This is a genomic window from Pseudomonas quebecensis (assembly GCF_026410085.1).
Taxonomy (GTDB): Bacteria; Pseudomonadota; Gammaproteobacteria; order Pseudomonadales; family Pseudomonadaceae; genus Aquipseudomonas; species Aquipseudomonas quebecensis.
Genome location: NZ_CP112866.1, coordinates 1,601,019 through 1,627,135 on the forward strand (window position 1 = coordinate 1,601,019; position 26,117 = coordinate 1,627,135).

General features: G+C 60.2%; 22 protein-coding genes, 1 tRNA gene and 3 pseudogenes. 14 read left to right on the forward strand and 12 right to left on the reverse strand.

Translation table 11 applies throughout. The features are described from left to right. The first annotated feature begins 14 nt into the window (after window positions 1-14). Together OSC50_RS07495 and OSC50_RS07500 are read left to right on the forward strand one after the other, a co-directional pair. Window positions 15-2,477 (forward strand): EAL domain-containing protein, encoded by a 2,463-nt coding sequence (locus OSC50_RS07495; RefSeq protein ID WP_266246226.1) that lies wholly within the window; start codon window positions 15-17, stop codon window positions 2,475-2,477. Window positions 2,478-2,554: 77 nt separating this feature from the next. Next, window positions 2,555-3,334: an iron-containing redox enzyme family protein gene (locus OSC50_RS07500; protein ID WP_286670958.1), complete on the forward strand. Its 780-nt coding sequence runs from the start codon at window positions 2,555-2,557 to the stop codon at window positions 3,332-3,334. Between the two features lie 21 nt (window positions 3,335-3,355). Here the strand turns inward: OSC50_RS07500 and OSC50_RS07505 are convergent, their stop codons facing one another. Both OSC50_RS07505 and lldD read right to left on the reverse strand, forming a co-directional pair. Next, a complete protein-coding gene (locus OSC50_RS07505; RefSeq protein ID WP_181075644.1) occupies window positions 3,356-4,282 on the reverse strand; it encodes a GGDEF domain-containing protein in 927 nt (308 codons plus the stop codon). A gap of 273 nt (window positions 4,283-4,555) precedes the next feature. Further along, window positions 4,556-5,698, reverse strand: coding sequence for an FMN-dependent L-lactate dehydrogenase LldD (gene lldD, locus OSC50_RS07510; protein ID WP_266246224.1), 1,143 nt, complete (start codon window positions 5,696-5,698; stop codon window positions 4,556-4,558). Window positions 5,699-5,799: 101 nt separating this feature from the next. On the opposite strand from lldD, the gene OSC50_RS07515 reads away from it, so the two are divergent. Then, window positions 5,800-6,696: a LysR family transcriptional regulator gene (locus tag OSC50_RS07515; RefSeq protein WP_181075640.1), complete on the forward strand. Its 897-nt coding sequence runs from the start codon at window positions 5,800-5,802 to the stop codon at window positions 6,694-6,696. A gap of 60 nt (window positions 6,697-6,756) precedes the next feature. Beyond that, window positions 6,757-6,832 (forward strand) — tRNA-Asn (locus tag OSC50_RS07520). Window positions 6,833-6,944: 112 nt separating this feature from the next. Here OSC50_RS07520 and OSC50_RS07525 read toward each other — a convergent pair. Continuing rightward, the gene (locus OSC50_RS07525) at window positions 6,945-7,757 is read right to left on the reverse strand and encodes a DUF1206 domain-containing protein (protein ID WP_181075638.1); all 813 of its coding nucleotides are present in this window, start codon (window positions 7,755-7,757) and stop codon (window positions 6,945-6,947) included. Between the two features lie 126 nt (window positions 7,758-7,883). Between OSC50_RS07525 and OSC50_RS07530 the strand changes: the two genes are divergently transcribed. Next, window positions 7,884-9,737: an ABC transporter ATP-binding protein gene (locus tag OSC50_RS07530; RefSeq protein ID WP_253508653.1), complete on the forward strand. Its 1,854-nt coding sequence runs from the start codon at window positions 7,884-7,886 to the stop codon at window positions 9,735-9,737. A gap of 169 nt (window positions 9,738-9,906) precedes the next feature. Further along, a complete protein-coding gene (locus OSC50_RS07535) occupies window positions 9,907-10,365 on the forward strand; it encodes an Hsp20 family protein (RefSeq protein ID WP_181075634.1) in 459 nt (152 codons plus the stop codon). A gap of 35 nt (window positions 10,366-10,400) precedes the next feature. Here OSC50_RS07535 and OSC50_RS07540 read toward each other — a convergent pair whose 3' ends face one another. Next, window positions 10,401-11,051, reverse strand: coding sequence for a TetR/AcrR family transcriptional regulator (locus tag OSC50_RS07540; protein ID WP_266246223.1), 651 nt, complete (start codon window positions 11,049-11,051; stop codon window positions 10,401-10,403). 123 nt (window positions 11,052-11,174) lie between these two features. Here OSC50_RS07540 and OSC50_RS07545 point away from each other — a divergent pair, with 123 nt between their 5' ends. Together OSC50_RS07545 and OSC50_RS07550 are read left to right on the forward strand one after the other, a co-directional pair. After that, window positions 11,175-12,392 (forward strand): MFS transporter, encoded by a 1,218-nt coding sequence (locus OSC50_RS07545; protein WP_266246222.1) that lies wholly within the window; start codon window positions 11,175-11,177, stop codon window positions 12,390-12,392. Window positions 12,393-12,485: 93 nt separating this feature from the next. Next, window positions 12,486-13,283, forward strand: coding sequence for a DNA/RNA non-specific endonuclease (locus tag OSC50_RS07550; RefSeq protein ID WP_266246221.1), 798 nt, complete (start codon window positions 12,486-12,488; stop codon window positions 13,281-13,283). Window positions 13,284-13,292: 9 nt separating this feature from the next. On the opposite strand, the gene OSC50_RS07555 is transcribed toward OSC50_RS07550, so the two are convergent. Continuing rightward, window positions 13,293-13,472 carry a DUF1289 domain-containing protein gene (locus OSC50_RS07555; RefSeq protein ID WP_027604002.1) on the reverse strand — a complete coding sequence of 60 codons (180 nt, stop codon included), beginning with the start codon at window positions 13,470-13,472 and terminating at the stop codon, window positions 13,293-13,295. 130 nt (window positions 13,473-13,602) lie between these two features. Between OSC50_RS07555 and OSC50_RS07560 the strand changes: the two genes are divergently transcribed. Continuing rightward, the gene (locus OSC50_RS07560) at window positions 13,603-14,814 is read left to right on the forward strand and encodes a YeeE/YedE family protein (protein WP_181075627.1); all 1,212 of its coding nucleotides are present in this window, start codon (window positions 13,603-13,605) and stop codon (window positions 14,812-14,814) included. 1 nt (window position 14,815) lies between these two features. Here the strand turns inward: OSC50_RS07560 and OSC50_RS07565 are convergent, their stop codons facing one another. Next, window positions 14,816-14,977 (reverse strand): DUF2986 domain-containing protein, encoded by a 162-nt coding sequence (locus OSC50_RS07565; protein WP_181075625.1) that lies wholly within the window; start codon window positions 14,975-14,977, stop codon window positions 14,816-14,818. 164 nt (window positions 14,978-15,141) lie between these two features. On the opposite strand from OSC50_RS07565, the gene panB reads away from it, so the two are divergent. Continuing rightward, entirely contained in the window at window positions 15,142-15,957 is an 816-nt protein-coding gene (gene panB / locus OSC50_RS07570; protein ID WP_181075623.1) for a 3-methyl-2-oxobutanoate hydroxymethyltransferase, read from the forward strand. Here the strand turns inward: panB and OSC50_RS07575 are convergent. The 3 genes and pseudogenes from OSC50_RS07575 to OSC50_RS07585 form a co-directional block, all read right to left on the reverse strand. Beyond that, window positions 15,945-17,333, reverse strand: coding sequence for an aminotransferase-like domain-containing protein (locus tag OSC50_RS07575; RefSeq protein WP_266246217.1), 1,389 nt, complete (start codon window positions 17,331-17,333; stop codon window positions 15,945-15,947). The two genes, panB and OSC50_RS07575, sit on opposite strands and share 13 nt — an antisense overlap. 11 nt (window positions 17,334-17,344) lie before the next feature. Beyond that, the gene (locus tag OSC50_RS07580) at window positions 17,345-18,571 is read right to left on the reverse strand and encodes an MFS transporter (protein WP_253508639.1); all 1,227 of its coding nucleotides are present in this window, start codon (window positions 18,569-18,571) and stop codon (window positions 17,345-17,347) included. Window positions 18,572-18,861: 290 nt separating this feature from the next. Further along, a pseudogene (locus OSC50_RS07585) lies at window positions 18,862-19,284 on the reverse strand (alpha/beta hydrolase family protein); the annotation flags it as partial. A 245-nt stretch (window positions 19,285-19,529) separates the two neighbouring features. Between OSC50_RS07585 and OSC50_RS07590 the strand changes: the two are divergent. Both OSC50_RS07590 and OSC50_RS07595 read left to right on the forward strand, forming a co-directional pair. Continuing rightward, window positions 19,530-20,027: a hypothetical protein gene (locus tag OSC50_RS07590; protein WP_266246215.1), complete on the forward strand. Its 498-nt coding sequence runs from the start codon at window positions 19,530-19,532 to the stop codon at window positions 20,025-20,027. 102 nt (window positions 20,028-20,129) lie between these two features. Continuing rightward, window positions 20,130-21,485, forward strand: coding sequence for a hypothetical protein (locus OSC50_RS07595; protein WP_266246213.1), 1,356 nt, complete (start codon window positions 20,130-20,132; stop codon window positions 21,483-21,485). 73 nt (window positions 21,486-21,558) lie between these two features. Here the strand turns inward: OSC50_RS07595 and OSC50_RS07600 are convergent, their stop codons facing one another. Further along, window positions 21,559-23,580 (reverse strand): FIST N-terminal domain-containing protein, encoded by a 2,022-nt coding sequence (locus OSC50_RS07600; RefSeq protein WP_266246212.1) that lies wholly within the window; start codon window positions 23,578-23,580, stop codon window positions 21,559-21,561. Between the two features lie 477 nt (window positions 23,581-24,057). Here OSC50_RS07600 and OSC50_RS07605 point away from each other — a divergent pair, with 477 nt between their 5' ends. Further along, window positions 24,058-24,423 (forward strand): hypothetical protein, encoded by a 366-nt coding sequence (locus tag OSC50_RS07605; RefSeq protein ID WP_266246210.1) that lies wholly within the window; start codon window positions 24,058-24,060, stop codon window positions 24,421-24,423. A gap of 586 nt (window positions 24,424-25,009) precedes the next feature. Here OSC50_RS07605 and OSC50_RS07610 read toward each other — a convergent pair. Together OSC50_RS07610 and OSC50_RS07615 are read right to left on the reverse strand one after the other, a co-directional pair. Beyond that, on the reverse strand, window positions 25,010-25,354 hold the full coding sequence (locus OSC50_RS07610; RefSeq protein WP_266246209.1) for a DUF6124 family protein: 345 nt from the start codon (window positions 25,352-25,354) through the stop codon (window positions 25,010-25,012). A 433-nt stretch (window positions 25,355-25,787) separates the two neighbouring features. Next, a pseudogene (locus OSC50_RS07615) lies at window positions 25,788-26,036 on the reverse strand (helix-turn-helix domain-containing protein); the annotation flags it as partial. Between OSC50_RS07615 and OSC50_RS07620 the strand changes: the two are divergent. Beyond that, window positions 26,028-26,105 (forward strand): annotated as a pseudogene (locus OSC50_RS07620) (oxidoreductase); the annotation flags it as partial. The pseudogenes OSC50_RS07615 and OSC50_RS07620 overlap by 9 nt on opposite strands. Window positions 26,106-26,117: the final 12 nt, after the last annotated feature.

Genomic DNA, 26,117 nt, shown 5'->3' on the forward strand with positions numbered 1-26,117 from the left:
ATGCAAGGGACTTCATGAAGCGAAAGCGGACTCTCGGAACGCCTCGGCTGTTGGGCATTGTGTGGCCCTTTATCGCGGTTGTGCTGTTCCAGGCACTGCTGGGCTGCGTCAGCCTGTACATGCTTTCGGCGGTGCGCGGTTATGTGGGCGGCGAAAGCCTGTGGTCCAAAGGCCAGAAGGATGCCATCTATTATCTGACGCTGTACGCCGATAACCGCGACGAAAGCACCTACCTCAAATACCAGCAGGCCATTGCGGTGCCCCAGGGCGGCCACGAGCTGCGCATCGCCCTGGATCGTCCCACGCCCGACCTGAACGCCGCGCGCCTGGGCATCCTCAAGGGCGGCAATCACCCGGACGACGTCTCCAGCCTGATCTGGCTGTACCTGAACTTTCGCCTTTTCAGCTACCTGGAAAAGGCCATCGAGCTATGGACAGTGGGCGATGGCTACCTGGTCCAGCTGGACAACCTGGCCCGCGAGATGCACGCCGCGATCAGTGCCGACCGGGTCAACGCCAACGATGTGCGTCAATGGAAGGCGCATATCATCGCGATCAACGACGGTGTGACGCCGGCCGCCAAAGCCTTCAGCGACGCCTTGGGCGAAGGTTCGCGGGTGATCCTGCGGCTGTTACTGATCACCAACCTGGCCACCGCCCTGGGGTTGATCGTGCTGGCGCTGTTGCGCACCCATAAGTTGCTGGCCCAGCGTCATGCCTTTGCCAATGCTTTGCAGGTAGAGAAGGAGCGGGCGCAGATCACCCTGGAGTCGATTGGCGACGGTGTGATTACGACCAATGTCGATGGCGCCATTACTTACATGAACCCGGCGGCCGAGGCGCTCACCCATTGGAAGTCGAGCCAGGCCCAGGGCCTGCCCCTGGCGGCGCTGTTCAACCTGCTGGATGACAATGCCCAGCCCGATGCCTTTACCCTGATCGAGCACATCGTCAAGGGCCAGCTCAGGGGCGGCAGCGAGCATGCCAAGACCATCCAGCGCCTGGATGGCAGCACGGTGTCGGTCACCCTGGTGGGCGCGCCCATCCGCAGCGGCGGCCAGGTCAGCGGCGCGGTGCTGGTGTTGCATGATATGACCCAGGAGCGTCAATACATTGCCAACCTGTCATGGCAGGCAACCCACGACGCCCTGACCGGCCTGGCCAACCGCCGCGAATTCGAATTCCGCCTGGAGCAGGTGCTGCATCCTGCGGCCAGTCAGCCAGGCGCGCGGCACGCGTTGATGTTTCTGGACCTGGACCAGTTCAAGCTGGTCAACGATACCTGTGGCCATGCGGCGGGCGATGAACTGTTGCGGCATATCTGCGCGTTGTTGCAGTCGGACCTGCGTGAAGGCGATACCCTGGCCCGCCTGGGCGGCGATGAGTTCGGCATTTTGTTGGAAAACTGCCCGGCGCACGCGGCGGAAAAAATCGCCGAGAGCCTGCGCCATACCGTGCAGAGCCTGCATTTTGTGTGGAAGGGCCGGCCGTTCGTGACCACCGTGAGCATCGGCCTGGTGCATATCGCCCATACCCCGACCAGCCTGGAAGCGTCGCTGCGCGCCGCGGACATGGCGTGCTACATGGCCAAGGAAAAGGGCCGCAACCGCGTGCAGGTGTATCACCCCGACGATTCCGAGCTGTCCATGCGTTTTGGCGAGATGGCCTGGGTGCAGCGCCTGCACATGGCGCTGGAAGAAAACCGCTTCTGCCTGTATGCCCAGGAAATCGCGGCCCTCGGCCCCACCGAGGGTGGCAGCGGGCACATCGAAATCCTGTTGCGCCTGCACGACGAAGCCGGCCGCATCATCCTGCCCGACAGTTTTATCCCGGCGGCCGAGCGTTATGGCCTGATGACATCCCTGGATCGTTGGGTGGTCGAGAACGTGTTCAAGATCATAGCCCGTTGCCAGCAGGAGCGTCCGGGCCGTTCTATGGCCATGTGTGCGATTAATCTGTCAGGCATCACCATCGGAGATGACGACTTTTTAGGATTTTTACGTGAGAAATTCGAGACTTATCGCATTGCGCCGGAAATGATTTGTTTTGAAATAACCGAGACCAGCGCTATTGCCAATTTGGGCAGCGCCATTCGTTTTATTAATGAACTCAAAGCGTTAGGTTGCCACTTTTCGCTGGACGATTTTTGCGCCGGAATGTCCTCGTTCGCGTATCTGAAACATTTACCTGTAGACTTCCTGAAGATCGATGGAAGTTTCGTAAAGGATATGCTGGACGACCCGATTAACCGCGCCATGGTCGAAGTGATCAACCACATCGGCCACGTCATGGGTAAGCGCACAATTGCCGAGTTTGTTGAAACACCGCAGATCGAACAGGCACTGCTCGACATAGGTGTGGATTACGCTCAGGGCTACCTGATCGAACAGCCGCAATTGTTTACCTTTGACAGCCTGCAGTGTCGACCCGAGCGGCCGCAGCCTTTGTTGCTCAAGGCGCCCGGCACATTCCGCTGAAACAACCGCCGGTCTGTAAATCACACTTAAAAAGGAGCCTTATAGTGATCGACACATTCAACAGAACCGGCCCGCTGATGGAAGCCTCAAGTTACCCCGCCTGGGCACAGCAACTGATCCAGGACTGTAGCGAGAGCAAGCGCCGGGTGGTCGAACACGAACTGTACCAGCGCATGCGCGATAACACGTTGAGCGCACGTACCCTGCGCCACTACCTCATCGGTGGCTGGCCTGTGGTGGAACAGTTTGCCTTATACATGGCACAGAACCTCACCAAGACCAAGTTTGCCCGCCATCCTGGGGAGGATATGGCGCGCCGGTGGCTGATGCGCAATATTCGCGTGGAACTCAACCACGCCGATTATTGGGTGAATTGGGCCGCGGCCCATGGCGTCAGCCTGGAAGAGCTGCAGGCCCAGAACGTACCGCCTGAGTTGCACGCGTTGAGTCATTGGTGCTGGCACACCAGTTCGGCCGACTCGCTGATCGTGGCCATTGCCGCCACCAACTACGCGATCGAGGGCGCGACCGGGGAGTGGTCGGCCGTGGTGTGCTCCACCGGCGTGTACGCGGCGGCCTTCCCCGAGGAGGAGCGCAAGCGGGCGATGAAGTGGTTGAAGATGCACGCCCAGTACGACGATGCGCACCCATGGGAAGCCCTGGAAATCATCTGCACCCTGGCCGGGATGAACCCCAGCAAGGCCCTGCAGGTGGAGCTGCGCCAGGCCGTGTGCAAAAGCTACGACTATATGTACCTGTTCCTGGAAAGCTGCATGCGTCTGGAAAAAGACAAGCCTGCCGGCATCGCGAGCGCCACCGTGCGCGAGCGCCCGGCACGCATCGCCAGCGAGGCCTGACAGGATGCGATGGCGGGGTGCCTACCCCGCCATTGCCAGGCGGTTGCGGCCTTCGCGCTTGGCCACATACAGGGCGTTGTCGGCCCGGCGCAGCACGCTTTCGACCGACTCGGCGGCCAGCAGAGTCGAACAACCCAGGCTTACCGTCAATTCGATCCGTTTGCCGTCCGCCCAATAGTCCTGGGCCTGCACTGCCTTGCGCAGGCGTTCACCGACCATTGCCGCCGCTTCCCGGCTGGTGTTGGACAGCAGGATCAGAAACTCTTCCCCGCCGAAGCGAAATACCATGTCCACATTGCGCAATTGCGCTTTGATGGTCGCCGCGACGCTGCGCAGCACGTCATCGCCGGCGGCGTGGCCGTGGGTGTCGTTGATCGTCTTGAAATGATCGATATCCAGCATCAGCAAGGACAGCGGGCTCATATGCCGACGGGCCATGTCGATTTCTCGTTGCAGCGTCTGGTCCATGGCGATGCGGTTGCCGGTCTCGGTCAGCGGATCACGCAGGGCACTGCGGGTCGCCGCACGGTAGAGCAGGGCGTTGCGCATCGGGTAGAGCAGGGTGGCCAGCAGCGATTCGAGCTGGCCCAGCTCTTCCTCTGTCAGGCGCTGGTTGCGCCGAAAGATCAATTCGCCGAGGTGTTCACCTTCGTGGCTCAGGCTGTAGCTCACGGAGTGGTGGCCGCGCTGGCCGAATTCCAGGCGCAGGTCGCTGGTTTCGTGACGGTAATGCAGGGCGTCCAGCGGAACCAGGCGTTGCACCTCACGAAAGAACACGCCGAGGATGCGCTCGGGTTCCAGGCTGGTCTGCAGTTGCAGGGTCAGTTGCTGGCGCAGTTGAGTAATGGTCGTAGGGCGTCGAGGAGGCAGAGACGGCTGGCCGAAACCCAGACGTTGCAATTTGGCGCGGTCGAAATCAATTGCGTTGGTCTGGGTAGGAGCTTTCATAAGCGTAGGGCCTCTAAGTGTCTTACAGGCCCGATGAGTGTGGCGAGTGCGAGGGGTCTTGCTGTTCCGTCAGTTACGTAAAACAGGGGAACAGTCTAAACCGCTTTGCAGAGGGTTTTAACCCCTGGGCACCGCCGCACGTCGTGTCATCGCTCGACCTGCTTGGAAGAGGTTAGAGCGAGATTCATGCCACTTTGTTTAAATAAATAAATATCCTTTTAAATCAATGACGCTTCCCTACCGCCCGAGCTGGCGCGCAGCGGGCCACGTCAGTTATTTGGCTGCCTGCACGAGCGTATCGTGGTTGATCTGCGCGACGGACGTCACGCCAGTCAAGGTCATGGCTACGCGCATTTCCTTAGCGAAGATATCCAGCAGGTTCTCTACTCCATGCTGCCCGTCGGCGGCCAACGCATAGGAGGGCGCGCGGCCCAGCAGGCACGCCTTGGCGCCGAGGGCGAGCATGCGTACCACGTCGAGGCCGGAGCGGATGCCGGAGTCCACCAGTACCGTCAGGTCATCGCCCACGGCATCGGCAATGGTCGGCAACGCTTTGGCGGTGGACAGCACGCCGTCGAGTTGGCGGCCGCCGTGGTTGGATACCACGATGCCATCGGCACCGAAGCTCACCGCGTCCCGGGCATCCTGGGGGTCGAGGATGCCCTTGATGATCATCGGGCCTTTCCAGAACTCGCGGATCCATTCCAGGTCGCTCCAGCTGATCGATGGGTCGAAATTGCTGGCCAGCCAGCCGATGTAGTCTTCCAGGTGGGTGGGTTTGCCCAGGTACTTGGAGATATTGCCCAGGTCATGGGGGCGGCCCATCAGCCCCACATCGAAGGCCCATTGTGGCTTGGTGACGGCCTGCAGCATGCGCCGCGATGCCGCGAACGGCCCGGACATGCCCGAGTGGGCATCGCGATAACGCGCGCCCGGCGTGGGCATATCCACAGTAAATACCAGCGTGGTGACCCCGGCTGCCTGTGCGCGTTCCAGCGCATTGCGCATAAAACCGCGATCCTTGAGCACATACAGCTGAAACCAGATCGCCTGCGGACTTTGCGAGGCGACTTCTTCAATCGAACACACCGACACCGTCGACAGGCAGAACGGGATGCCCTTGTTGGCCGCTGCCTTGGCCGCCTGCACCTCGCCTCGACGGGCGTACATGCCGGTCAGGCCCACCGGGCTCAGGATCACCGGCATCGCCAGGGTCTGGCCGAGTACGGTGGTGCTGAGGCTGAGGTTGTCCACATTGCGCAGGATGCGCTGGCGCAGGCTGATGTCGGCCAGGTCCGCGCTGTTGGCTCGCAGCGTGTGTTCGGCATAGGCACCGCCGTCTATATAGTCGAATAGAAAACGCGGCAATTTGCGCTGCGCGGCGGCGCGGTAGTCGGAGGCGGACGAAATGATCATCAACAGTCAATCCACAGGGCAAGGTGGCTCCACCATAAGCCAACTTCTGGCATGATAAAAACAACTTTTATTACTGGCTGCCAGTCGCCAAGGGAATACCGATGAACCTCAGAACGTTGCGCGCCTTTGTCGAAGTGGTGCGCCAGGGCGGCTTCTCCCAGGCCGCCGAGGTGGTGTCCCTGACCCAATCCACCGTAAGCAAGGCGGTCAGGACCCTGGAGGAGGAGCTGGGCATGCCGCTGCTCAATCGCCTCGGCCATCGTAACCAACTGACAGCTGCCGGCGAAATTGCCTACCGCCGCGCCCAGGTACTGCTGGCCGAACACAGCGACCTGGTCAGCGAGATCAACGACCTGCGCGGCCTCAAGCGTGGCAGGTTGCGCATCGGCCTTCCCCCGGTGGGCTGCGGCGTGCTGTTTGCAACCATGTTCGCCACCTACCGCAGCCGCTACCCGGACATCGACATCGAACTGACCGAATACGGCAGCAAAAAACTGCGCGAATGCCTGGAAGCGGGGGAGGTGGACCTGGCCGCCTTGCTGCTGCCGGTCGATGACGTGTTCGACTACCAACCAGTGCGTAATGAACCGCTGATCGCGGTGCTGCCGCTCAATCACCCCTTGGCCGGGCGCGAACGCATTGACTTCACCGACCTGGCCGACTCGCCCTTCATTTTGTTCGAAGCTGGCTTCGCCCTGAACGCCAAGATCCTCGCCGCCTGTGAACGCAAAGGCGTTAACCCTCGAGTGACCGCACGCAGCGGGCAGATCGACTTCATCGTCGACCTGGTCGCCGCCGGCCTGGGCGTGGCCTTTCTGCCGCGCATGCTGGCGCACAAGCATCAACACGCCGGCATCGCCTTGATCGCACTGGACGAACCGCACACCGACTGGCACATCGCCCTGGCCTGGCGCGCCAATGCCCACTTGCCACCCGCCGCCCGCGCTTGGCTGGACCTGGCCGCCGAACAGCCACTGGGCAGTGCGCAAAGAATTTAAACGCTCCGTTTACCAGGCAACGCTTGACTTCTCCTTTTCAATCAGTAACATACGGCGCATTCCGCGATAGCTCAGTTGGTAGAGCAAATGACTGTTAATCATTGGGTCCCTGGTTCGAGTCCAGGTCGTGGAGCCAGATAGGGAAAAGCCTGCAGCGATGCAGGCTTTTTTTTGCCTTGGATTTTTCCGGCGGAGTCAAAGCTCACAGCATGAACGCGTCTCTAATCCCGCTATGAATGAGCACGGTCTTACGTCCTCGCCACCCCCGGCACATCCATGTTGATCTTGCGCCAGCACGCTTCAGAGAAACTGTAAGCCGAAAAAGCAATCAGCCCCAGGGCCATCACCATCAAGATCAACCACCCAGCGGGTAGATTCTGGAGCGCATCCAGTGCCTCTTTCATACCGGGTGGGTCCATGGCTTGATAAGTGGAACCGCTGATGGCCAATAACACGGCAATTTCTAAAAACACCACGCCACGGGCGATCAGTCCGAATCGTGAGACGGGGCGCACGTAGCGCATGACATCTTCGTCGGCCTCAAAATATTTTTCGAACGATGCCTTCCAGCCCTTGATGATGTGAGCAATGCCCACTCCGAGCGGAATGAGGGCGATCAGGTACACCAGCATGTTCGAGTGTTCCCATGACAACAGATGGGACAGCCAGTCTTTGGCCTGCCCTGTGGAATTGCCCGAGCTTTTAATGCCGCTTATCAGTAGACCCAGCGCAAAAAACGCCAGAGCGCCATTGACCATCCCCCCGGCAAATAAACCGGTTCGAATCACCAGGCCTTTGAATTCCTTGCCGTGATGATCGACGTCACGGGTAGCCTGCAGCACGCGCCAACACGCGAATGAGAGCAGGCCTGCTACCACAATCCCAATTAAAAAATAGCCGAACGGTTGGCTGAGCACGGCTTCCAGGCTCTTGTGGCTATCCTTGGGTTTGGTCGAATCCTGGGCTGCCAGCAGTGCGAAGATACCGATGATCAGATACAGCACGCCCCGGGCGGCATAGCCTCCTCGAGCAAGTATCACAAGACTGTTTTGCGCTGACATTCGATGGATTCCTGAGATCTGATTCAAGAGCAGACCCTTCTTGCCGGGAGGGGTTCTATCCCGATACGCCCTCAAGCCATCCTTTAAATGCCAGAATCCCCTCACTAGACCGTTCTGGAGAACCCCATGCTTCGCGTATTCGAACAACGGCTCGACCCTTTCCCGCCCGACGAGACTCCCCCGCCTCCGGAAGGCCTGGCGCGATTTTTATGGGCCTGCACCCGTGGTGCCCGTGGTTATATCGTCGTGCTCGCGCTGCTCAGCGCCGGTGTGTCGATTTACGAGGCCTGGCTGTTTTCTTTTCTCGGACAGGTCGTGGACCTGCTGTCGACCTGGCAAGCCGGCGGCGATGCAGCCGGGCAGGAAAGCCGGGTGCTGTGGGGGATCGGTATCGTGCTGGTGACCAGTATCGGCCTGGTTGCGCTGCGCACGATGGTGCAGCACCAGATATTGGCGATCAATCTGCCGTTGCGGCTGCGTTGGGATTTCCATCGACTGATGCTGCGACAGAGCCTTTCCTTTTTCTCCGATGAGTTCTCCGGCCGCGTCACCACTAAGGTAATGCAGACGGCGCTGTCGGTACGCGAGGTGCTGTTCACCCTGATCGAGATGGCGCCTGGAATCGGCGTGTACTTCATCGCGCTTATCACGCTGGCCGGCGGCTTTGATCCCAAATTGATGCTGCCTTTCATTGGCTGGTTGGCGTTATTCGGCCTGGCCATGTGGTACTTCGTGCCGCGCCTGGGCAAAGTCGGGCAGGAACAGGCCAATGCGCGGTCATCAATGACCGGGCGCATTTCTGACGCCTACACCAACATCACCACCGTGAAGTTGTTCTCCCACTCAAAGCGTGAGGCGCATTTCGCGCGCGCGGCGATGGAGGATTTCAAGCAGACCGGCTTTCGCCAGATGCGCCTGGTCAGTCAGTTCGAGATCGTCAATCAGGCATTGGTGGTCGCGCTGATCATGGGCGCGGGCGGTTATGCCCTATGGCTGTGGCACCAAGGCGAAGTCGGCACCGGCGCGGTAGCGGCAATTACCGCCATGGCGCTGCGCGTCAACGGCATGTCGCACTGGATCATGTGGCAGATGACCTCGCTGTTCGAAAATATCGGCACCGTGCAGGATGGCATGCAAACCTTGACCCGCGGGCCCAAGGTGCAGGACGCGCCGGACGCCGCCACGCTGGTCACCAGCGGCGGCGCGGTGACCTTCGACAATGTGAGCTTCAATTACAACGGCGAACGCCAGGTCCTCGACGGCCTGAGCCTGAACATCCGCCCAGGCGAAAAGATCGGCCTGGTAGGGCGTTCCGGCGCCGGTAAATCCACGCTCATCAACCTGTTGTTGCGCTTCTATGACGTGGACAAGGGGCAGATCTGCATCGATGGGCAAAATATCGCGCAGGTCACCCAGGACAGCCTGCGCAGCGCTATCGGCATGGTCACCCAGGACACGTCCCTGCTGCACCGCTCGATTCGCGACAACATCGCCTATGGGCGCCCCGACGCGACCGATGAGCAAATCCGCAGTGCTGCGGCCAGTGCCCAGGCCGACGGTTTCATCAGCCAACTGAGCGATAAGCAAGGTCACTCTGGCTACGACACGCTGGTTGGCGAGCGTGGCATCAAGCTGTCCGGCGGCCAGCGTCAACGGGTCGCCATTGCCCGAGTGATGCTCAAGAACGCTCCGATCCTGCTGCTTGACGAGGCCACCAGCGCGCTGGATTCAGAAGTGGAAGTCGCCATCCAGGAAAGCCTCGATGAAATGATGAAGGGCAAGACCGTCATTGCCATCGCCCATCGGCTGTCGACGATTGCGGCCATGGACAGGCTTATCGTCATGGATAACGGCCGTATCATCGAGCAAGGCACCCACGCTGAACTGCTCAGGAAGAACGGCACGTATGCGCGCTTATGGCACCACCAGAGCGGCGGGTTTCTGGGGGAGGATCAGGGGGTGGCCGAGACCACTGAATAGGCCTGTCCACCACGCCCCTTCCGAGGGGCCGAACAGCCAGCCATCTGCCGCGAAAAATTTTTTTTGGTCGGCGCTTGAAATTTTTCCCCCTGAACCTACTTAGGTTTTACGCGATGCCGAATACGGGTCGCGTATCAAATCACTTGGAGAAAACTCAGGAGATTTTGCAATGGCTACTACTCTCTCGTTGGCCCCACTGTTCCGCCACTCCGTTGGCTTTGACCGTTTCAACGACCTTTTTGAATCGGCGCTTCGCAGCGAGGCCGGTACCACGTACCCACCCCATAACGTCGAAAAGCACGGTGATGACCACTATCGGATCGTTATCGCAGCTGCCGGCCTGGTGGAGGACGACCTGGAGATCCAGGTAGAAAAAGGTGTGTTGACCGTCGCCGGCGGCAAGCGCGAACACGATGAAAACGTCACCTACTTGCACCAAGGTATCGCCCAGCGCGCGTTCCGCTTGTCGTTCCGCCTGGTCGACCACATCGAAGTGCAGGGCGCGCAGCTCTCCAATGGCTTGTTGAGCATTGATCTGCTCAGAGTCGTGCCGGAGGAAGCCAAGCCTAAGCGTATTGCGATTGGCGGTGCGAGCAAGGCTGACGTGAAGTCGATCAGCGAGCAGTAATACAGCAATGAATAAAGGCGCTCTTCGGAGCGCCTTTATTTTTCGCAACCCACTTCACGCTCAGCGGGCGCCACGGTAGAGGCCGCGACGTCCCACGTCACCAGCAGTTGGCTGATTGCTGCATCGAGTCTTGCATGGGGCACGTTATCCCGCGCCAGGATCGACACCCCCTGCAAAAAACTGTCAAACACGCTCGCCATCACCGCAGCCTCGGTCGTCTGAGGCAACTCGCCATCACGCACAGCCCGTTCCACACACGCCACAATCCCGGCCCGCGTGCGCAACCTCGACTGGCTAAGCGCATTCGCCACCCGCGCGTTCTCCGGGCTTGGCGCGCTCATCACGCCGAGCGCCACCATGCAGCCCTTGGGGTGGCCGTCTTCGCATTGCATGCGTACCGATTGGCGCAGTGCGGTTTCGATGGCTTGGCGCGGCGACAGGGATTCGTCCCACAGGCATTCGGTAACTTGGGCGTAGGTGGCCAGGTAGCGCTGCACGCACTCCTCGAACAATGCTTCTTTAGAGCCGAAGGCGGCGTAAAAACTGGGCGCGGAAATACCGCCGCCCAGTCCGGCCTTGAGCTGGGCCAGGGAAGTGGCGTCATAGCCGTGCTGCCAGAACAGATGCAGGGCCTGTTCCACGGCCTGTTCACGGTCAAAACTACGCGGGCGGCCCATTTGTGCCATGTGGCGTCTCCTTTGCAAAACGAGATAAATACTAGTCGATACATAAGTCGTTGACAACGCGTTGCGGTCCCCTGCAACATTTGTATCGATCAGTATCTAAATCCGTTCCACAAGGAGTTTCCCGTGACCCCCTCACTGACGTTATCGGCTTCGTCCGACCGCTTGCCCATCGGCGCCCTGCTCGCGCTGGCGATGACCGGTTTCATCTGCATCGTCACCGAAACCCTGCCCGCCGGCCTGTTGCCGTTGATCAGTGACGGCCTGGAGATTTCGCCGTCGATGGCCGGGCAGATGGTCACCGCGTATGCGCTGGGGTCGGTGCTGGCGGTGATCCCCATGACCATTGCCACTCGCGGCTGGCGCCGGCGCAACGTGTTGCTGCTGACCATCGTCGGCTTCCTGCTGTTCAATTCCATCACCGCGTTGTCGTCCCACTATGGCGTAACGCTGGTGGCGCGCTTTTTCGCCGGGGTGGCGGCGGGGCTGGCCTGGAGCCTGCTGGCTGGTTACGCACGGCGCATGGTCGCGCCGCATCAACAGGGCAGGGCGCTGGCGTTGGCGATGGTGGGTACGCCGATTGCGCTGTCGCTGGGTGTGCCGCTGGGCACCTGGCTCGGTGGCCTGGTGGGCTGGCGCACCACCTTCGGGCTGATGTCGGGCGTGAGCCTGGTGCTGATCGGCTGGGTGTTGGTGAAAGTCCCGGACTTTGCGCCGCAGCCCGCGCATCAACGCCGCTCATTGCGCAAGGTATTGACCACGCCGGGCGTACGCCCGGTGCTGGCGGTGGTGATCAGTTGGATGTTGGCCCACAACATTCTGTACACCTACATTGCTCCATTCGTGACGCCGGCGGGCCTGGCCGAGCGCGTGGACCTGGTGCTGCTGGTCTTCGGCATCGCCGCGTTAGCGGGCATTTGGGGCACGGCCAGACTGGTCGAGCCGTTATTACGCAACACTGTGCTGGTGAGCCTGGCGACGTTCGCGGCGGTAAGCGTGCTATTCGGTTTGCTGGGGCAGGTGCCGCAGGTGATCTACCTCGGCGTGGCGGTATGGGGCCTGAGCTTCGGCGGTGCCGCGACCTTGCTGCAAACCGCCCTGGCGGATGCGGCGGGGGATGGCGCGGATGTGGCGTTGTCGCTGAACGTGGTGGCGTGGAACAGCGCGATCGCGGGCAGCGGCGTGGCAGGTGGGGTGCTGCTGGACACGTGGGGTGTGGCCGCATTTGCGTGGGCGATGCTGCTATTGGTGGGCGTGGCGTTTGCCATTGCCTGGGCGGCCAGCGCCCATGGCTTCAAGCCGGGCGCGCGGGGTGCGGGAAAACCTACATCGCTCGGGCACTAATCTGACATTCGTTAGTCCATAATCCTCGAAATATCATTCACTTGGCCCCGTACGCGGGGCCTGCCGCGTCACTCTCTTTCGAAGATTCAATCCATGCACCTACGCAAAATTGCAGTTGGGCTATCGGCCTTTGTTTTGTTTTCAGCCGGGGCACAGGCTCGTGGCGCGATAGACCTTTACTCCCCTCAGGAACGGCAATTGTCGTTCGACCACTGCGCCGATGTCTTTCCAGGCGCGACGCCGATCAAAACCGCGAGCATCCCCGCCGGCATGAAACCCCTGGCGTTGTGCTCCGACCATTTCGCGGTGCTGTATTCGCAGACCAGCAAGACGCCGCTGGTGGTGGTGGAGCGTCTCAACGCGCGCCAGCTCAAGGACGCGAAAGGCGAAGAACGTACCAACCATTTCTATGCGGACCCGCGCATTCCCAAGGGCGCGCGCGCGGAGCTGAGCGACTACCGTGGCCTGCAACCGGCCATGGATCGTGGCCATCAATCCCCCGCTGCCGATGCACCCGACGCCAAGGCCATGGCCCAGTCGTTTGCGCTGTCGAACATGGTGCCCCAGGACCCCACCAACAACCGCAAGATCTGGAGCAAGGTCGAGGCCGATGTGCGCAAGTTCGCCTTGCGCGCCGGCGGCGACGTGTACGTGTTCACCGGGCCGTTGTTCGACGAGGGCTACGGCACCATCGGTGCCAACCAGGTCTGGGTGCCGACGCGGCTGTTCAAGCTGGTGTACGACGCATCGTCCCAGCGCGCCTGGGCCTACGTGTTGCCCAACGCCGAGACCCGCATTCAAAAGCCCATGGACTACGACGCCTTCGTGAAAAGCACCGGGCTTAAACTGCTGGGTAATCTGCCGGTGTCGGGGTCGGTCGGGCGCACCTGATCAAGCGGCTTACCTGGCTTTTTTCAACGCTTTCAAGCGTTGGGTTGCGCGTTGCACCGCGGCCATTTTTTCGGGGCGTTTCATGCGTTTCCACTTGCGGATCTCGTCCTTGCTGCGCCCGCAGCTGACGCACAGGTCGCCGCTGAGCTGGCAAGTGGAGACGCAGGGGTTTTCGATGTCTTTAGCCAAGATTTCACCTCGCAAAACCGTAAAGGGACGCATCCTGTCAGCGCGATCGCCGCCTCGCTGAAGCTCGACAGCGCCCACAGGTTATACTCACCCGTTCGCAATCACCTCTTCAAACCAACCGAGATACCTCATGAGCACCTCGCTTCCTCTCGCTCCCGCGCGCCGGCCTGTCGCACCGTTGGTGGCCTTTATGATCCTGGTGCTGGGCGCCTTGTTCCTGCAAAGCAGCGTCGACTCGCGCCAGGTGCTGTTGCTGGTGGTCGGCGCCGCACTGGGCCTGACCCTCTACCACGCTGCCTTCGGTTTCACCTCCGCCTGGCGCGTGTTTATCAATGATCGCCGTGGCGCCGGCCTGCGGGCGCAAATGGTGATGCTGGCGCTGGCGGTGCTGCTGTTTTTCCCGGCGCTGGGGGCGGGCACCTTGTTCGGGCAACCGGTGGTCGGGTTGGTGGCGCCGGCCGGGGTGTCGGTGGTGGTTGGCGCGTTTATTTTCGGCATCGGCATGCAGTTGGGCGGCGGGTGCGCCTCGGGCACGTTGTTCACGGTGGGCGGCGGTAATGCACGCATGCTGGTGACCCTGTTGTTCTTTATCTGCGGCTCGCTGATCGCCACGCACCATGTGGATTGGTGGTTTGCGCTGCCGGCGTTCCCGGCGGTGTCCATCGTCAAAAGCTTCGGCGTAATGCCCGCGCTGCTCGCCAGCCTGGCCATGTTTGCGATCATTACGGCCGTCACCGTGCGCTTGGAAAAACGCCGTCACGGCCAGCTGGAAGCGGGCGTCACGAGCGAACATCACGGCTTGCGTCGCTTCCTGCGCGGGCCTTGGCCATTGGTGTGGGGCGCGATTGGCCTGGCGCTGCTCAACTACGCCACCTTGGCGCTGGCCGGGCGGCCGTGGGGGATTACGTCGGCATTCGCGCTGTGGGGCGCCAAGGTGGCGAGCGGCTTGGGTGTGGACGTGGCCAGCTGGGCGTTCTGGCAAATGCCGGGCAATGCCAAGGCCCTGGCCGCGCCGGTATGGGAAGACATCACCAGCGTCATGGACATCGGCATCGTCCTCGGTGCGCTGCTGGCTGCCGGCCTGGCCGGGCGTTTTGCCCCCAGCCTGAAGATCCCGGCGCGTTCGCTGCTGGCGGCGGTGATCGGCGGGCTGCTGCTCGGCTACGGGTCGCGCCTGGCGTACGGCTGCAACATCGGCGCCTACTTCAGCGGCATCGCGTCGGGCAGCCTGCATGGCTGGGTGTGGCTGGTGGCGGCGTTTATCGGTAACAGCGTGGGTGTGCGCTTGCGGCCGTTTTTCTTTGCGGGCGAGCGGCCCCAGGTGGCGCTGAGCGGTTGCTGAATCAGTCCTCCGGGCAAACGCTTGGCGCCTGTGCGGCCTCGGCCGCCAGCTTTTCCCGCTCGGCCTTGCTGATGTAGCGGTCCTTGCTTTTGGGTGCCAATTTGGCGCTGGCCTTTTTGGCCTTGGCCTTGAACAGCTGTTGCAGTTTTTTCTGGCGATTCATAGGTAGTTACCTGGAGTGTGCAGGCGCGGATGATACCAGCTTCAAAACCCGGCCCCGCTGCCTGGGTCGTTTTTCAGTGCCGATCTGTGCATTGAATCGCCATGCCTTTGGCTAATACTCGGGCCCCGCAACTCCCGAGTATTGAACGCTATAAGGAACACACCATGAGCCTGCACATCCGAACCCAACGCATGACCGTGCCTGAGCTGGTCGCCATGAAAGGCCAGCAGAAAATCGTCTCCCTCACGGCGTACACCAGCGCTATCGCCAAGCTGATCGACCCACTGGTGGACTTCATTCTGGTCGGTGACTCCACGGCCATGGTCGGCTATGGCCGGGCGTCCACCTTGAGCATGCAGCTCGAAGAAATCATCGGCCACACCCGCGCGGTGGTCGACAGCACCCGCCTGGCCTGTGTGATTGCCGACATGCCGTTTGGCAGCTATCAGGAATCCCATGAACAGGCTTTTCGCAATTGTGCCCAGGTGTTGGCGCGCACGGGCTGCGACGCGGTCAAATTGGAGGCCAACCAAGCGTTGGCGGGCACTGTGGCGTTTCTGGTGGCGCGCGGTATTCCGGTGATGGCGCACGTGGGGTTGATGCCTCAGTTCGTCAATGTGATGGGTGGGTTCAAAGCGCAGGGGCTCACGGCGCAAACCGGCGCCGTGATTGCCGAAGACGCCCGCGTCAATTTGGAGGCGGGCGCCTTCAGCCTGCTGCTCGAAGGGGTGGCCGAAGGCGTGGCGCGGCAGATTACCCACGATTCGGACAAGCCCACCATCGGCATCGGCGCTTCACCGGCCTGCGACGGGCAGGTGCTGGTCACCGAGGACCTGTTGGGCCTGGGCGGCGAGCGTCTGCCGCGCTTCGTCAAGCAGTACGCCGATGTCGGCGCGGTGATCCGCGAGGCGTGCGGGCAGTTCGCCGACGACGTGCGCCACGGCCGCTTCCCCGAAGCGCGGCACTGCTACGGGCTGTGACGGATCGCCCGGGCCAGCAATTGCACGGCCTGGGCGATGTCCTTGCTCCAGTCGAGGGTGTAGCTCAGGCGCACGTGCTGCGCCCAGCTGCCGTGCAGGCTGAACAACTGGCCTGGGGCGATCACGATGCGTTGAGCCAGCAGGCGCTCGAACACCTGCCGCATGTCCACCGGGCGCCTGGCCTCCAGCCAGAAACTCGCGCCGCCCTGGGGTTCGACCACGTGCCATTCGTCGTGCGTTCCGAGCAGGGCTTTCAGGCGCGTCATCCGTTCCTGCAATGCGGCGCGCAGCGTCACCAGGTGCTGGTCGATGCGCCTGGAGGTGAACAGCTTGGCGATTGCTTTCTGTCGGATGGGCGACAGGCGAAACCCGCGCGCCAGGAACAACCGCTGCAACTGAGACCCTTGCCCGCGACACAGCACATAGCCGTAGGGCGCCTCCGCGCCGATCACCTTGTCGAAGGTCGAGAACACCAGCAGCTTCTGCGGGTCGGCAAAGTCGCGGTAGCGGGCGGGGCGCGCCTCGAAATACAGCTCGGCGTAGGTGTCGTTTTCGAACAGCCAGATATCCTGCTGCGCCAACCAGGCGCAGATCTGCTGTTTATCCTGCGCCGGCATCACGCCGCCCTGGGGCGCGTTCACGCTGGATGACAGCACCGCCAGGCGGATCGGCTCTCGCTCCAGCAGCGCCTGGAAGGCGGCCAGGTCGAAGCGCCCGTCCGCGCCGAGGGGCATTTCAATCACGCGGATATCCGCCGCCTGCAATTGGCGCAGCACCGCCCAGGAACACGGCGATTCCACCACCGCCAGCGTGCCGCGCAACCCCAAAGCGCTGAGCGACAGGTCCAGCACGCTGTGCAAGTCCGAGCCGATATACACCTGTTCGGCTTGCCAATAGTTGTGAGTGGATTGGGTGTAGCGCGCGGCCAGCGCCGCACGCAACTCGGGCTCGCCGAATGGCAGGTACAGAGGGGTGAGGGAGCGTGGGTACTGGCGGGCCAGTTCGCGCTCCATCATCAACAAGGGGTTTTCCAACGACAGCAGCATCGCCGGGGCGTCGCTGCTCAGGGCCAGCATGCCCGGCTGGCGGGCATGGGCGAATACCCGGTCGAGCAGATCAGGCGAACCTTCGCGCGCGAACAGCGCCGGCACGGCCCGAGTGAAATAGCCAAGCTTGGGCCTGGCCTGGACACGTCCCTCGTCCTCCAGCAGCGCGTAGGCGTACTTGGTGGTCGACACCGACACCCCCAGGCGCTGTGCCAACTGGCGCAGGGACGGCAGCTTGCGTTCAGCTGTCGAAGGGCTCGCCTCGATCAACTCGACGAGGTAACGGTACACCGCCTGATAGGCGAAAGAAGCGTCGTCGGCGGTATCCATGAGCCCTCGGGTTAGCCAGGCTGGGCCGCCAAGCTATTACTGATGTTGCGCCCCAGCACCAGCACTGTAACAAAACCGCAGCCCACCAGGGCCGTGGCCAGGCTCAACAGCACCGAGCTGCCCAACTGGTCGACGATGCGCCCGCCGAAGAACGAACCCAAGGCAATGATCACCTGGAACAACGCGACAAACAGCGGCATGCCGCGCTCCACATCCTTGGGTGCGACCACAAACATCCAGATACTGGCACAGGCCGGGAAGGCACCGAAGGCGAAGCCCCACAGCCCGATCAGCATGGCGGCGCCGGTCATACCGGTGGCGAAGTGAGGGAACAGCGCGGTGCTGGTGCCGATCATCAGGGCCACCAGCAACAGGGTGTGACGCACACTGCGGTTGGCGGCGAAACCGGCGAAGATATTGCCGAACACCCCGGCCACGCCGAACAGCAACAGCAGCGAACCAATCGTCGGCCCATCGAAGCCGGAACTGTATTTGAAGAACGGCGCGACATAGGTATAGGCCGCAAAATGCGCCAGGCCGATCAACAGCACCGCGATCAACCCGATCCGCGCCTGTGGGTTGATAAACAACGCCGGCAGGTCACTGATGCGAATGGCCTTTTCCGGGGTGAGGCGGGGCAGCAGGAACACCTGCGCCAGCAGCACCGGAACGCCCAGCAGCGCGGTCACCAGAAAGGTCATGCGCCACCCCATCAGGCCGCTGAGCCAGGTGCCCACGGGCACGCCGAGCACGGTGGCCAGGGTCACGCCCATCATAATGATCGAGGTGGCCTTCGCCACGTCCACGCCCCTGGGCGCCAGGCGCCCACTGAGGGCGATGGCCGTGGCCCAGAAACCGCCGATGCTGATCCCCAGCAAGACACGGCCGAATAACAGCAGGCTGAAATCACTGGCAAAGGCCACGACCGAGTTGGCGATGATCATGATCAACGTCAGGCCGATCAGCAGGTAGCGTCGGTCCATCGCGCCGATGCTCACCGACAGGAACGGGGCGGCGAGTGCGGCCATGATGCCCGGCAGCGTGACCATCAGCCCGGCGTGGCCGGCGCTGATACCGAGGTCGCCGGCCACGTCGTTGAGCACACCCACCGGCAGAAACTCACTGGTCACCAGGGCGAATGCCCCCACCGCGACCGAGAGAATCGCCAGCCACTGCTGTTTGACGCTTTGTTGATTATGTTCGGGACGGCCGCTGGGGGCCTGAGGGGCGCTTGGCATGGTACTGGGTTCCAAGGGAATGTCGCCTGAGGCCAGGCGAAGGGGAAGAATGGGAGGCGATTATAGGAATCGGGCCTGGCCACCCTATAGGCGAGCGGTTCGATAGTAATCATCAGTGCTATCGATGTGAGGGGGTTGAGCTAGGCGTATGTGATGATCGGTCCCGCGCTGCGCGTTGCAACGATCATTTGATGCACGGTGAGTGAGCAACCTGCGTTGCTTAATTGCGAAACGCGCGCCGCAAAAACTCACTGATCAGCCCCACCACCTGCTGCTGAATTACCGCCCGTGGCCTGGCTCACGTCCCTGGGCCTTTGCCACAACTGCGCGGCGGCGGCGGCGGGGCTGCGGTCTTTGCTGGTGGTCCCAGGATGATTGACCGCCGCCACGATATAGCCCAGCCGCGCCAATGCGCTGGCCAACCACGCCTGATTGCGCCAATTGCCGCCGTAACCGTGGAACAGCACCACCAGCGGATGCTCCCCGGCCACCACCGGCGCGTTCTGCACGGCCGGGGCGCCGACGAACACCACATTGTCGGCGATCAGCTCGGGCACCGCGCCGGTAGCGGCGGGGTATCAGACAGTCAGTTCCAACGGGCGGTTGTTTTGCACATTGGGCAGGGTTGCGGTCTTGAAGTCGACAGGGCTTTGGGCAGCGAAGGCGGGAGTGGCCAGGGATAGCAGGAGCAGGGTGCGCAGTGCGGTTTTCATTGGTGTTATCGTCCTTGAATTAAGCGGCGCAGCATGACCTAAAACAGGCAGTTTTGATAGAGAAGAAGCGGGACTAGGAAGTTACTTACACCCTCCTACTTTTAAGTATTACAGAGACGTCCTTCGTGATTTTAGGAAGTGTTTGGCTTTCCTCGGGTAATTATTCATGCAATGTTAGGTGAGCAAATCTCACAGCTTGTTTGGCTGGGTCTTAGGTGTTAATTAATTGCTTTCTGGAGGTGATTATGAAAAGCCTGTTTATGAGCGATTGGATAATAAAGTTTCTGTTTGTCTTATTTGCTGTGTCTGTGGTGCCGTTTGTTGGGGCGGCCTCTGCGCAGGAAAATGCTATATCTAAGTCTGCGGCACCTGGTGCTGTGCTTGTTTTGTCTAATTCTGATAGGAGTCCGGGGGTAGGGTTTGCAACGTTCTACGTTAGAAGTTCGGACTTTTCCCCAGGAACGCTTATCGACCCAAAACAGTTGGTGGAAATTCAATGGAGTACAACATACTATCCTGACAGTATCAGGGAGAACGTAAAGCTTTGCTATTCACGACCTTTCAGTTCGGAAGAAACGTGCAGGAATATCTATCCAAACTCCTTCGGGACGCTGCATGATTTCAATATACAGGCGTTTGGTAATGGCTCGCGTGTCATTATTTATCACGAGGTTTACGGTGGTACGCCGCGCTATACTCGCCCGAGTGGCGTTGATTCAGTAACTTTCAAGTACAGGTCATAAAGCGTAAAAGTGTTCGTTGCTTTTCGCCGATAAGTTATTTATGCAGAAATTATTTTTATGATACGGCAGAGTTGCTGGCCTCCTACTCGGGGAGAAATACTCATGATTACTGTTAATTCTCATGCATCTTCATTTAATAGTCATGCGCCGATAAATAGTACTGTCGCTGCCACATCCGTGTTGTCGGTTTCGTCTGATAAGGATGAAACCCTCGCAACGGCATCAACGACGCGTGAAGTGACGAACAGTACCGTCTCACTACTGGCTCGCCAATTGAGCGAAGCGGCAATACGCGCTGGAAGCCGCCTGCGTTCGAAGAACGAAGACTCGTTCCACGCGATTACCGGCGACAACTACATCGTCAACAAAGCGCACTACGGTGCAGTGCCTCCCAACACCGATAACCCGGAACTCCTGGCTCGCGCACGGCAGGCTAATGGTTTCGTCGACGGTACTGACAGCAACCCTTTCAAAGGGCTTGCGCGCGATCAGCTGAGCCTGATTGCTGGGGACGATAGCGGTTCTTTCACCCTCAATGAACGGCGTTCAGCGTGGGAAGAGTTGCAAGCAACGGCCCCCAAGTTAGACAACCACTCTGAACCGACACCTGCTCATGGGCGTGACCTCTTGATTGCGCGCTTGTACAGAGGGGTTGAACCGCCGGTCGCCTTGCCTCCTGCCACCCGGGAAAACGGCACTCAGAACCATGCCGATTTCCTGAACCGTGAGGATCGAGCCTTGATTTCGGACATGTACGCTTACGCGGCAGCGCAGGGTGCTGACTTGCGTTTCGTCGATCACTTGGCATTTGAAATAGGCACCTATCGTCACTACAGCGATGGCCGTCAACTTGCAGGGAGTAACGTTCGCTATGACGGGGAAGGGTATCAGGTGACGTTCGATTTCAAGCCGGAAGACGCCGCCATTGCTTCAAGCGTCCTGAACGGCACGGCAATCAAAAGCACGCGTTTCGATCAAGGCTTTTTGCAGTACATCCTGCATCCCGCCCAAGGTGCGTTCAGCAACATCGGCGGCGTACCGTTCCTGGAAAAAATGGTGAAAAAATTCTCCAGTGAAGGCGCTGATCAGCCCCCTCTCGGCAGCGAGTTTTCCACCTTAAAGAAAATCAGGATTGAGGACCATATTGTCCAAACCACCAACAAGAACATACGACTGCCGCCCTTCAAACCTGTAGTGGAGAAACTCAATGGCGTCTGGACAGTCACCGAACACGGCAAAGCAGAAGGCTATACGATGGACAAAATCACTGGCCGGCTAATTAAGCCAGTCGAGCCTTCTGATCTTGCTGGTCCGCAGCGCTCAGAGCCTGGCCTTGCCACAGGCGCAGCGCGTGACCGCACCCTGCTTGAGGCCCTTTCAGGCAACCGCGAAACGCCGACCAAGCGTTGGTTCTGGGCCGGCAATGTGTTCAACCTGATCAAAAGTTTAAAACCGTGAAACGGTGCATCAGCCGAGCGCTGCGGTGGCTAGCAGCGAACGAGCGTTACAGCCCCGGCGGCGCGGTTTGCCCCTACGCATGCGTCAGCCCCGTCAACGTATCCGCAATCGTCTTGGTCCGCTGCGCCGTGCCCTCAGTGGCGCGGCTCGACGCTTCAAGCGCATCGAGCATCTCGCGCAGCGCGCCGACCCCGGTGGATTGGTCTTCGATCTGTTGGGCAACGCGCTGGATCTCACTGGACAGCAGGTCAATATCCACGCCGATTTCCGCCGCATTCTTACGGGTGATTTCCGCCAGTTTGCGCACTTCGTCCGCCACCACCGCAAACCCCCTGCCCAGGTCACCGGCGCGTGCCGCTTCAATGGCCGCGTTGAGCGCCAGCAGGTTGGTTTGCCCGGCGATCTGTTGAATCACCTGCACGATCGACTGAATACGCAAACTCGACCCCGCCAGCGTACGCGCCCCTTCCACCGCCACATCCGCCTGGCTGGACAAGCCTTCCACCGTGGACCCGGCCTGGGCCGACACCGCGTTCTGCTGGTCGATGGTCCCCACCAATTCATCCATCGACGCGTGCAACTCGCCCGAGTAATGCTTGAGTTGCGCTGCGATGTCTTCCTGCTGGCGCTCTGCCTGGGCCAGCACCATACCCAAGTCCGCTAGTCCCTCGAACACCGGCAGGATATTGCGATCCAGCCCGCGGGTATTAAGGGTGTTAGCAAAGTCGTTGTTTTTGAACGCGGCAATCTGCTTGACCACTACATGGTTCAATCCCGCCAGCTTCTTCACCTGCCGACGTAAGAAAAATGCCTTGAACTCGCCGTAATGGGCGATGAAATTGTCCACGTACTCGTCCCTGAAACTTGCGCCTTTGCCCACCCGGAAAAAGAAAATCGCCGTCAGTGTCTGGTTAAGGTTCAAACCCAGGATTTCGCCAAAGGTGGAGAACCCCGCCAGCGGCACATCGCCGAACGTGCCGGCCATGCTGCCCAGTTCGGCGCCATTGTTCAGCCGCCGCAAGATGCAGTCATTCAAGATGCCCGCCACCGGTTGGCCGCCCTTGCCGCGTAGGAATTGTTCATAGTCCCGGCGCGTCGCCTCGCGCAATGGTGTACGCCGCACCATCACCAACTCTTCGCCCGGCGCCACGTCGCAGAACAGCTGCACGATCTGCTGCTCATAGTCGATGCGCGCGATGGAGCGCACAAACAACTCACTGCCCACGCGGATGGCAAACGAATAATCCGCCAGCTTCGGCTCCAGCGCCTGGGGCGTGCAATTGAAGGCATCACACAGCGCCTGCACCATGCTTTTGATGTTGCCCGCGCTGTCGATGACCTGGTCAATGGTGCGGTCCTCCACCGAAGCAGTCAGCACGCTGAAGGTCAAATCCGCCGGTTTAAAGTTCTGGCTCTTGAACACCCCAAATCGCACATGCGCCGCCGTCTTCAGGAACACAATCTGTGCATGGTTCTGATAGCTGCGCTGGCCGTCATGAATCAGCGTCTTCTGGAAATCCGACTTACCCCCGGCCGATCCCCCTACAAACAAACACGGGAACCGCCCCGACTCATACAACGCCTCCATAAAAAACGACTCCGACGCCGACAGCCCATCGAACACCACATACGCCAGCGTATCGCGATGATCGATCGAGGTGCGCACCTGCACACGCTTGATATTGGCCACCAACTTGGCAATTCGCTCCTGCATGCCCAGGCGCTTGCCACCGCTGCGAATGTCCTCGCACTCCAACGGCACCATCACCACCTCGGCCGAGGCGATCACACTGTCGTCGAACAACTGCAACACAATCCGATCCCAGCGCTCGCCGGTGGCGCAATACAGCGAATTGGGCGCATTGCAGAGCTCGCCGGAGGTGGTGCAAAGGCTGATGGTAGCGTGCGGGAACCGGCGTTTGAGCTTGGCGGCGATGGCGTCGATGTCCAGGTGCGGCGAGATGAAACCGGTGATCAGCGTGGGCGTGATGCGCTGGGCGGCTAAAGCGGCGTCCAGGTCGCTGGCGGTACAGGTGAGGGTGGTGGTGCCTTGGCGAGCGGGCCGGGATTTTTTCAGAAGGGCGAGTGGATTCATGGGGTGGGGCTCGGTCGAATGGGGATGCGGGGGGCATGCGGTTAGTAGGGTTATCGGCGGGTTGGGTGGGGGCTGGAGGGTGAGGCGGTGGGGTGCGACGGAAGGACGCGGTGAGGGGGCTTTCGGCCAAAAGCGGACCGCCGGCGCGGTTCTGGTTCAGCCCGATAGTCAAGGCTCACAGCATGCGACTGTATATCTAAAGTCATTCTGGCTTATTGCTTACACCTATATCCCTATAGGCCCCTTCTCGCGGTCCAGTTCACTGGGGGGTATTGAAGACCCTCTAAGCCCAGCGGGAGCATGCTCCCTCGCCACAGGGGAACATTAAAGTCATAAGACTTGTATTGGCCGCTGGGTAATTGGCATAGTGCTGCCACTCCCCAACTGACCCGGCGCCAAGGACTAAGTCAGCCAGAAGCTGACGGAAGTTCAGGGCCTTGCCAGGTTGCTTGTTCCAAGGATCTGGACATTTAACCCATGAAAACATACGCAGCGCTGGCCCTTGCGCTCACCACCCTGTGCAGCCCCGTCCACGCGGCGAGCTGGCAGATTTGCCGGCTGGACGTGCAGATCGTCAACGTCTTGAAACAACCGTACCCACAGCTGCAGGGGCGGATCCTCAAGGTCGCCCCGACCACCCCCACCACGCAATGTCCCCAGCAAGGCTCGACGCTCACCTTCACCCCGGAAACCACCGATTACCAGAACACCCTCCCGCGTCGGCAATGGCCTCGAAAAGGCCAGTCGGTGCGGATTGACTACCGGTATCTGGATGGAATTTGCAAGGGCGACGGCCACCCGCATCCGTGTCGCATCGAGCACTACCCACTCATGGGGCGCTAATCGGGCGTCACTCGCTCACGTAGCCTTCGCAGCAAGCCATCGCATGGATATGCCCAGCGCTCCTTCGCGCCTAGCATCATGAATTCTGGCAGCGATCCAGCTCTAAGGACGATTGATGGCTATTAACTTTGAACCCAATATAGAGCAGATCTTGGAGTGTAATTACGGCGACTATCAGTACGATGAAAACGCCATGGCTATCACTAGAGGGACTCAAGCGTACTGGCTGCCTATCAGCCATTCCAGCTCGGCCTTTCCAATCAGAATGTCAGTTATCGGCCAATTATGTTGAAAAAGTCGCCTTGCCCAAAACGTTCGAATACTGATGGGTGAAAAGATCTCTTTTGCACGCTGCTACGTGAAATCTGAGTCCTGAACCTACTGCCAAAAATTCAGATTTCACTCTCAGGCGCGTACTTTTCCGCTGTGGAATTATCATTCGACTTTTTCAACAGAATCGGCCGGAAGCAGCCAATCACACCTCGGATTAAGTCAGGTTAGAAGCAAATCTATTTATTCCCAAAAGAAAACCGCCGAGTCTTCATAAAATAAGTCACGAAGACTCAGGGTTCTATCGAGCCGATGGTTAGCTGCCTGCTCCAGCCCCCTCCCGCGCCATCAATTTATCGACCAACAACACCCCCAGTTCACTCAGCTGATGAATCGCCAACGCCACATCCCGCTGCTTTCCTGTCAATTCATCCGACAGGTCAAGCAGCAACGCGGTGACCGACGAAAAGGTTTCATAGCTATTGACGAGCAGCACTTCGCTGCTGGCATCGTCAGCAACGTTGAATAGCGTGGTCGAAGGTGGAGGAGGCGGTTGTGGCGGTTCGGCGCCCGCGTTGAGGTAGTGATCAATCGCACGATGCGCCGCCTGATTCAGTTTCAGGTCAGGACTGTTCGGAGGGTTAGGCGTGACTTTGTACATAACGGAATTTCCCTGTCAGGGCCGACACCGTTTCGCTACTAAACGAAAGGGTGGCAGCTGTACGCAGGTTAGTAGACCGGGGAATTCCGCAAAGCCGGCGCACCCGAAGGTGCCCTGCGCACAGCCACCATCAAGCACAGACCGGAAGTCTGGTGGATGAAGCTTGTGCACTAAGCGAAATTCGACCACGGGCTACTAAACCCGATCACTGAGTTGTCAGCGACCGGGCCACCTTAGAGACGCTCACTCAAGCGCACAAGCCGGCGGATTCTGACGCAACTGTAGGCAACGGAGCAAGGCGCACAGGCTGCTTGTAGGACTTGTACCGGTGATGCAGCACGCCAGGGGCCGTCATGTATCTCGCGTCGCAAGCTTCACGCCCTGATGGGGTCAAACATGAATTCATGCAACGCCCAGGCAAGCGCTTGGACTCTCACACAGGGTGCCGAACTCGGTTGGTATCTCTTGATGGCGGACACCCAAACTGACGGCTGTATTCCCGGCTGAATTGCGAAGGGCTTTCGTAGCCTACTCGATAGCAGGCACTCGCCACATCCAGCCCTTCGCCGGGCAACAGGCGGCGGGCTTCCTGCAGGCGCAGTTGTTTTTGATACTGCAGCGGACTCATGGCCGTCACTGCCTTGAAACGATGATGCAATGTAGAACTGCCCAGATTGGCTATGCCATTGAACAGCCCGACGATGTGGATGTAAGTGAGATTGTGGTGCGTCCCACCGCCAGCCCACACTGATCAGCGTTGGTA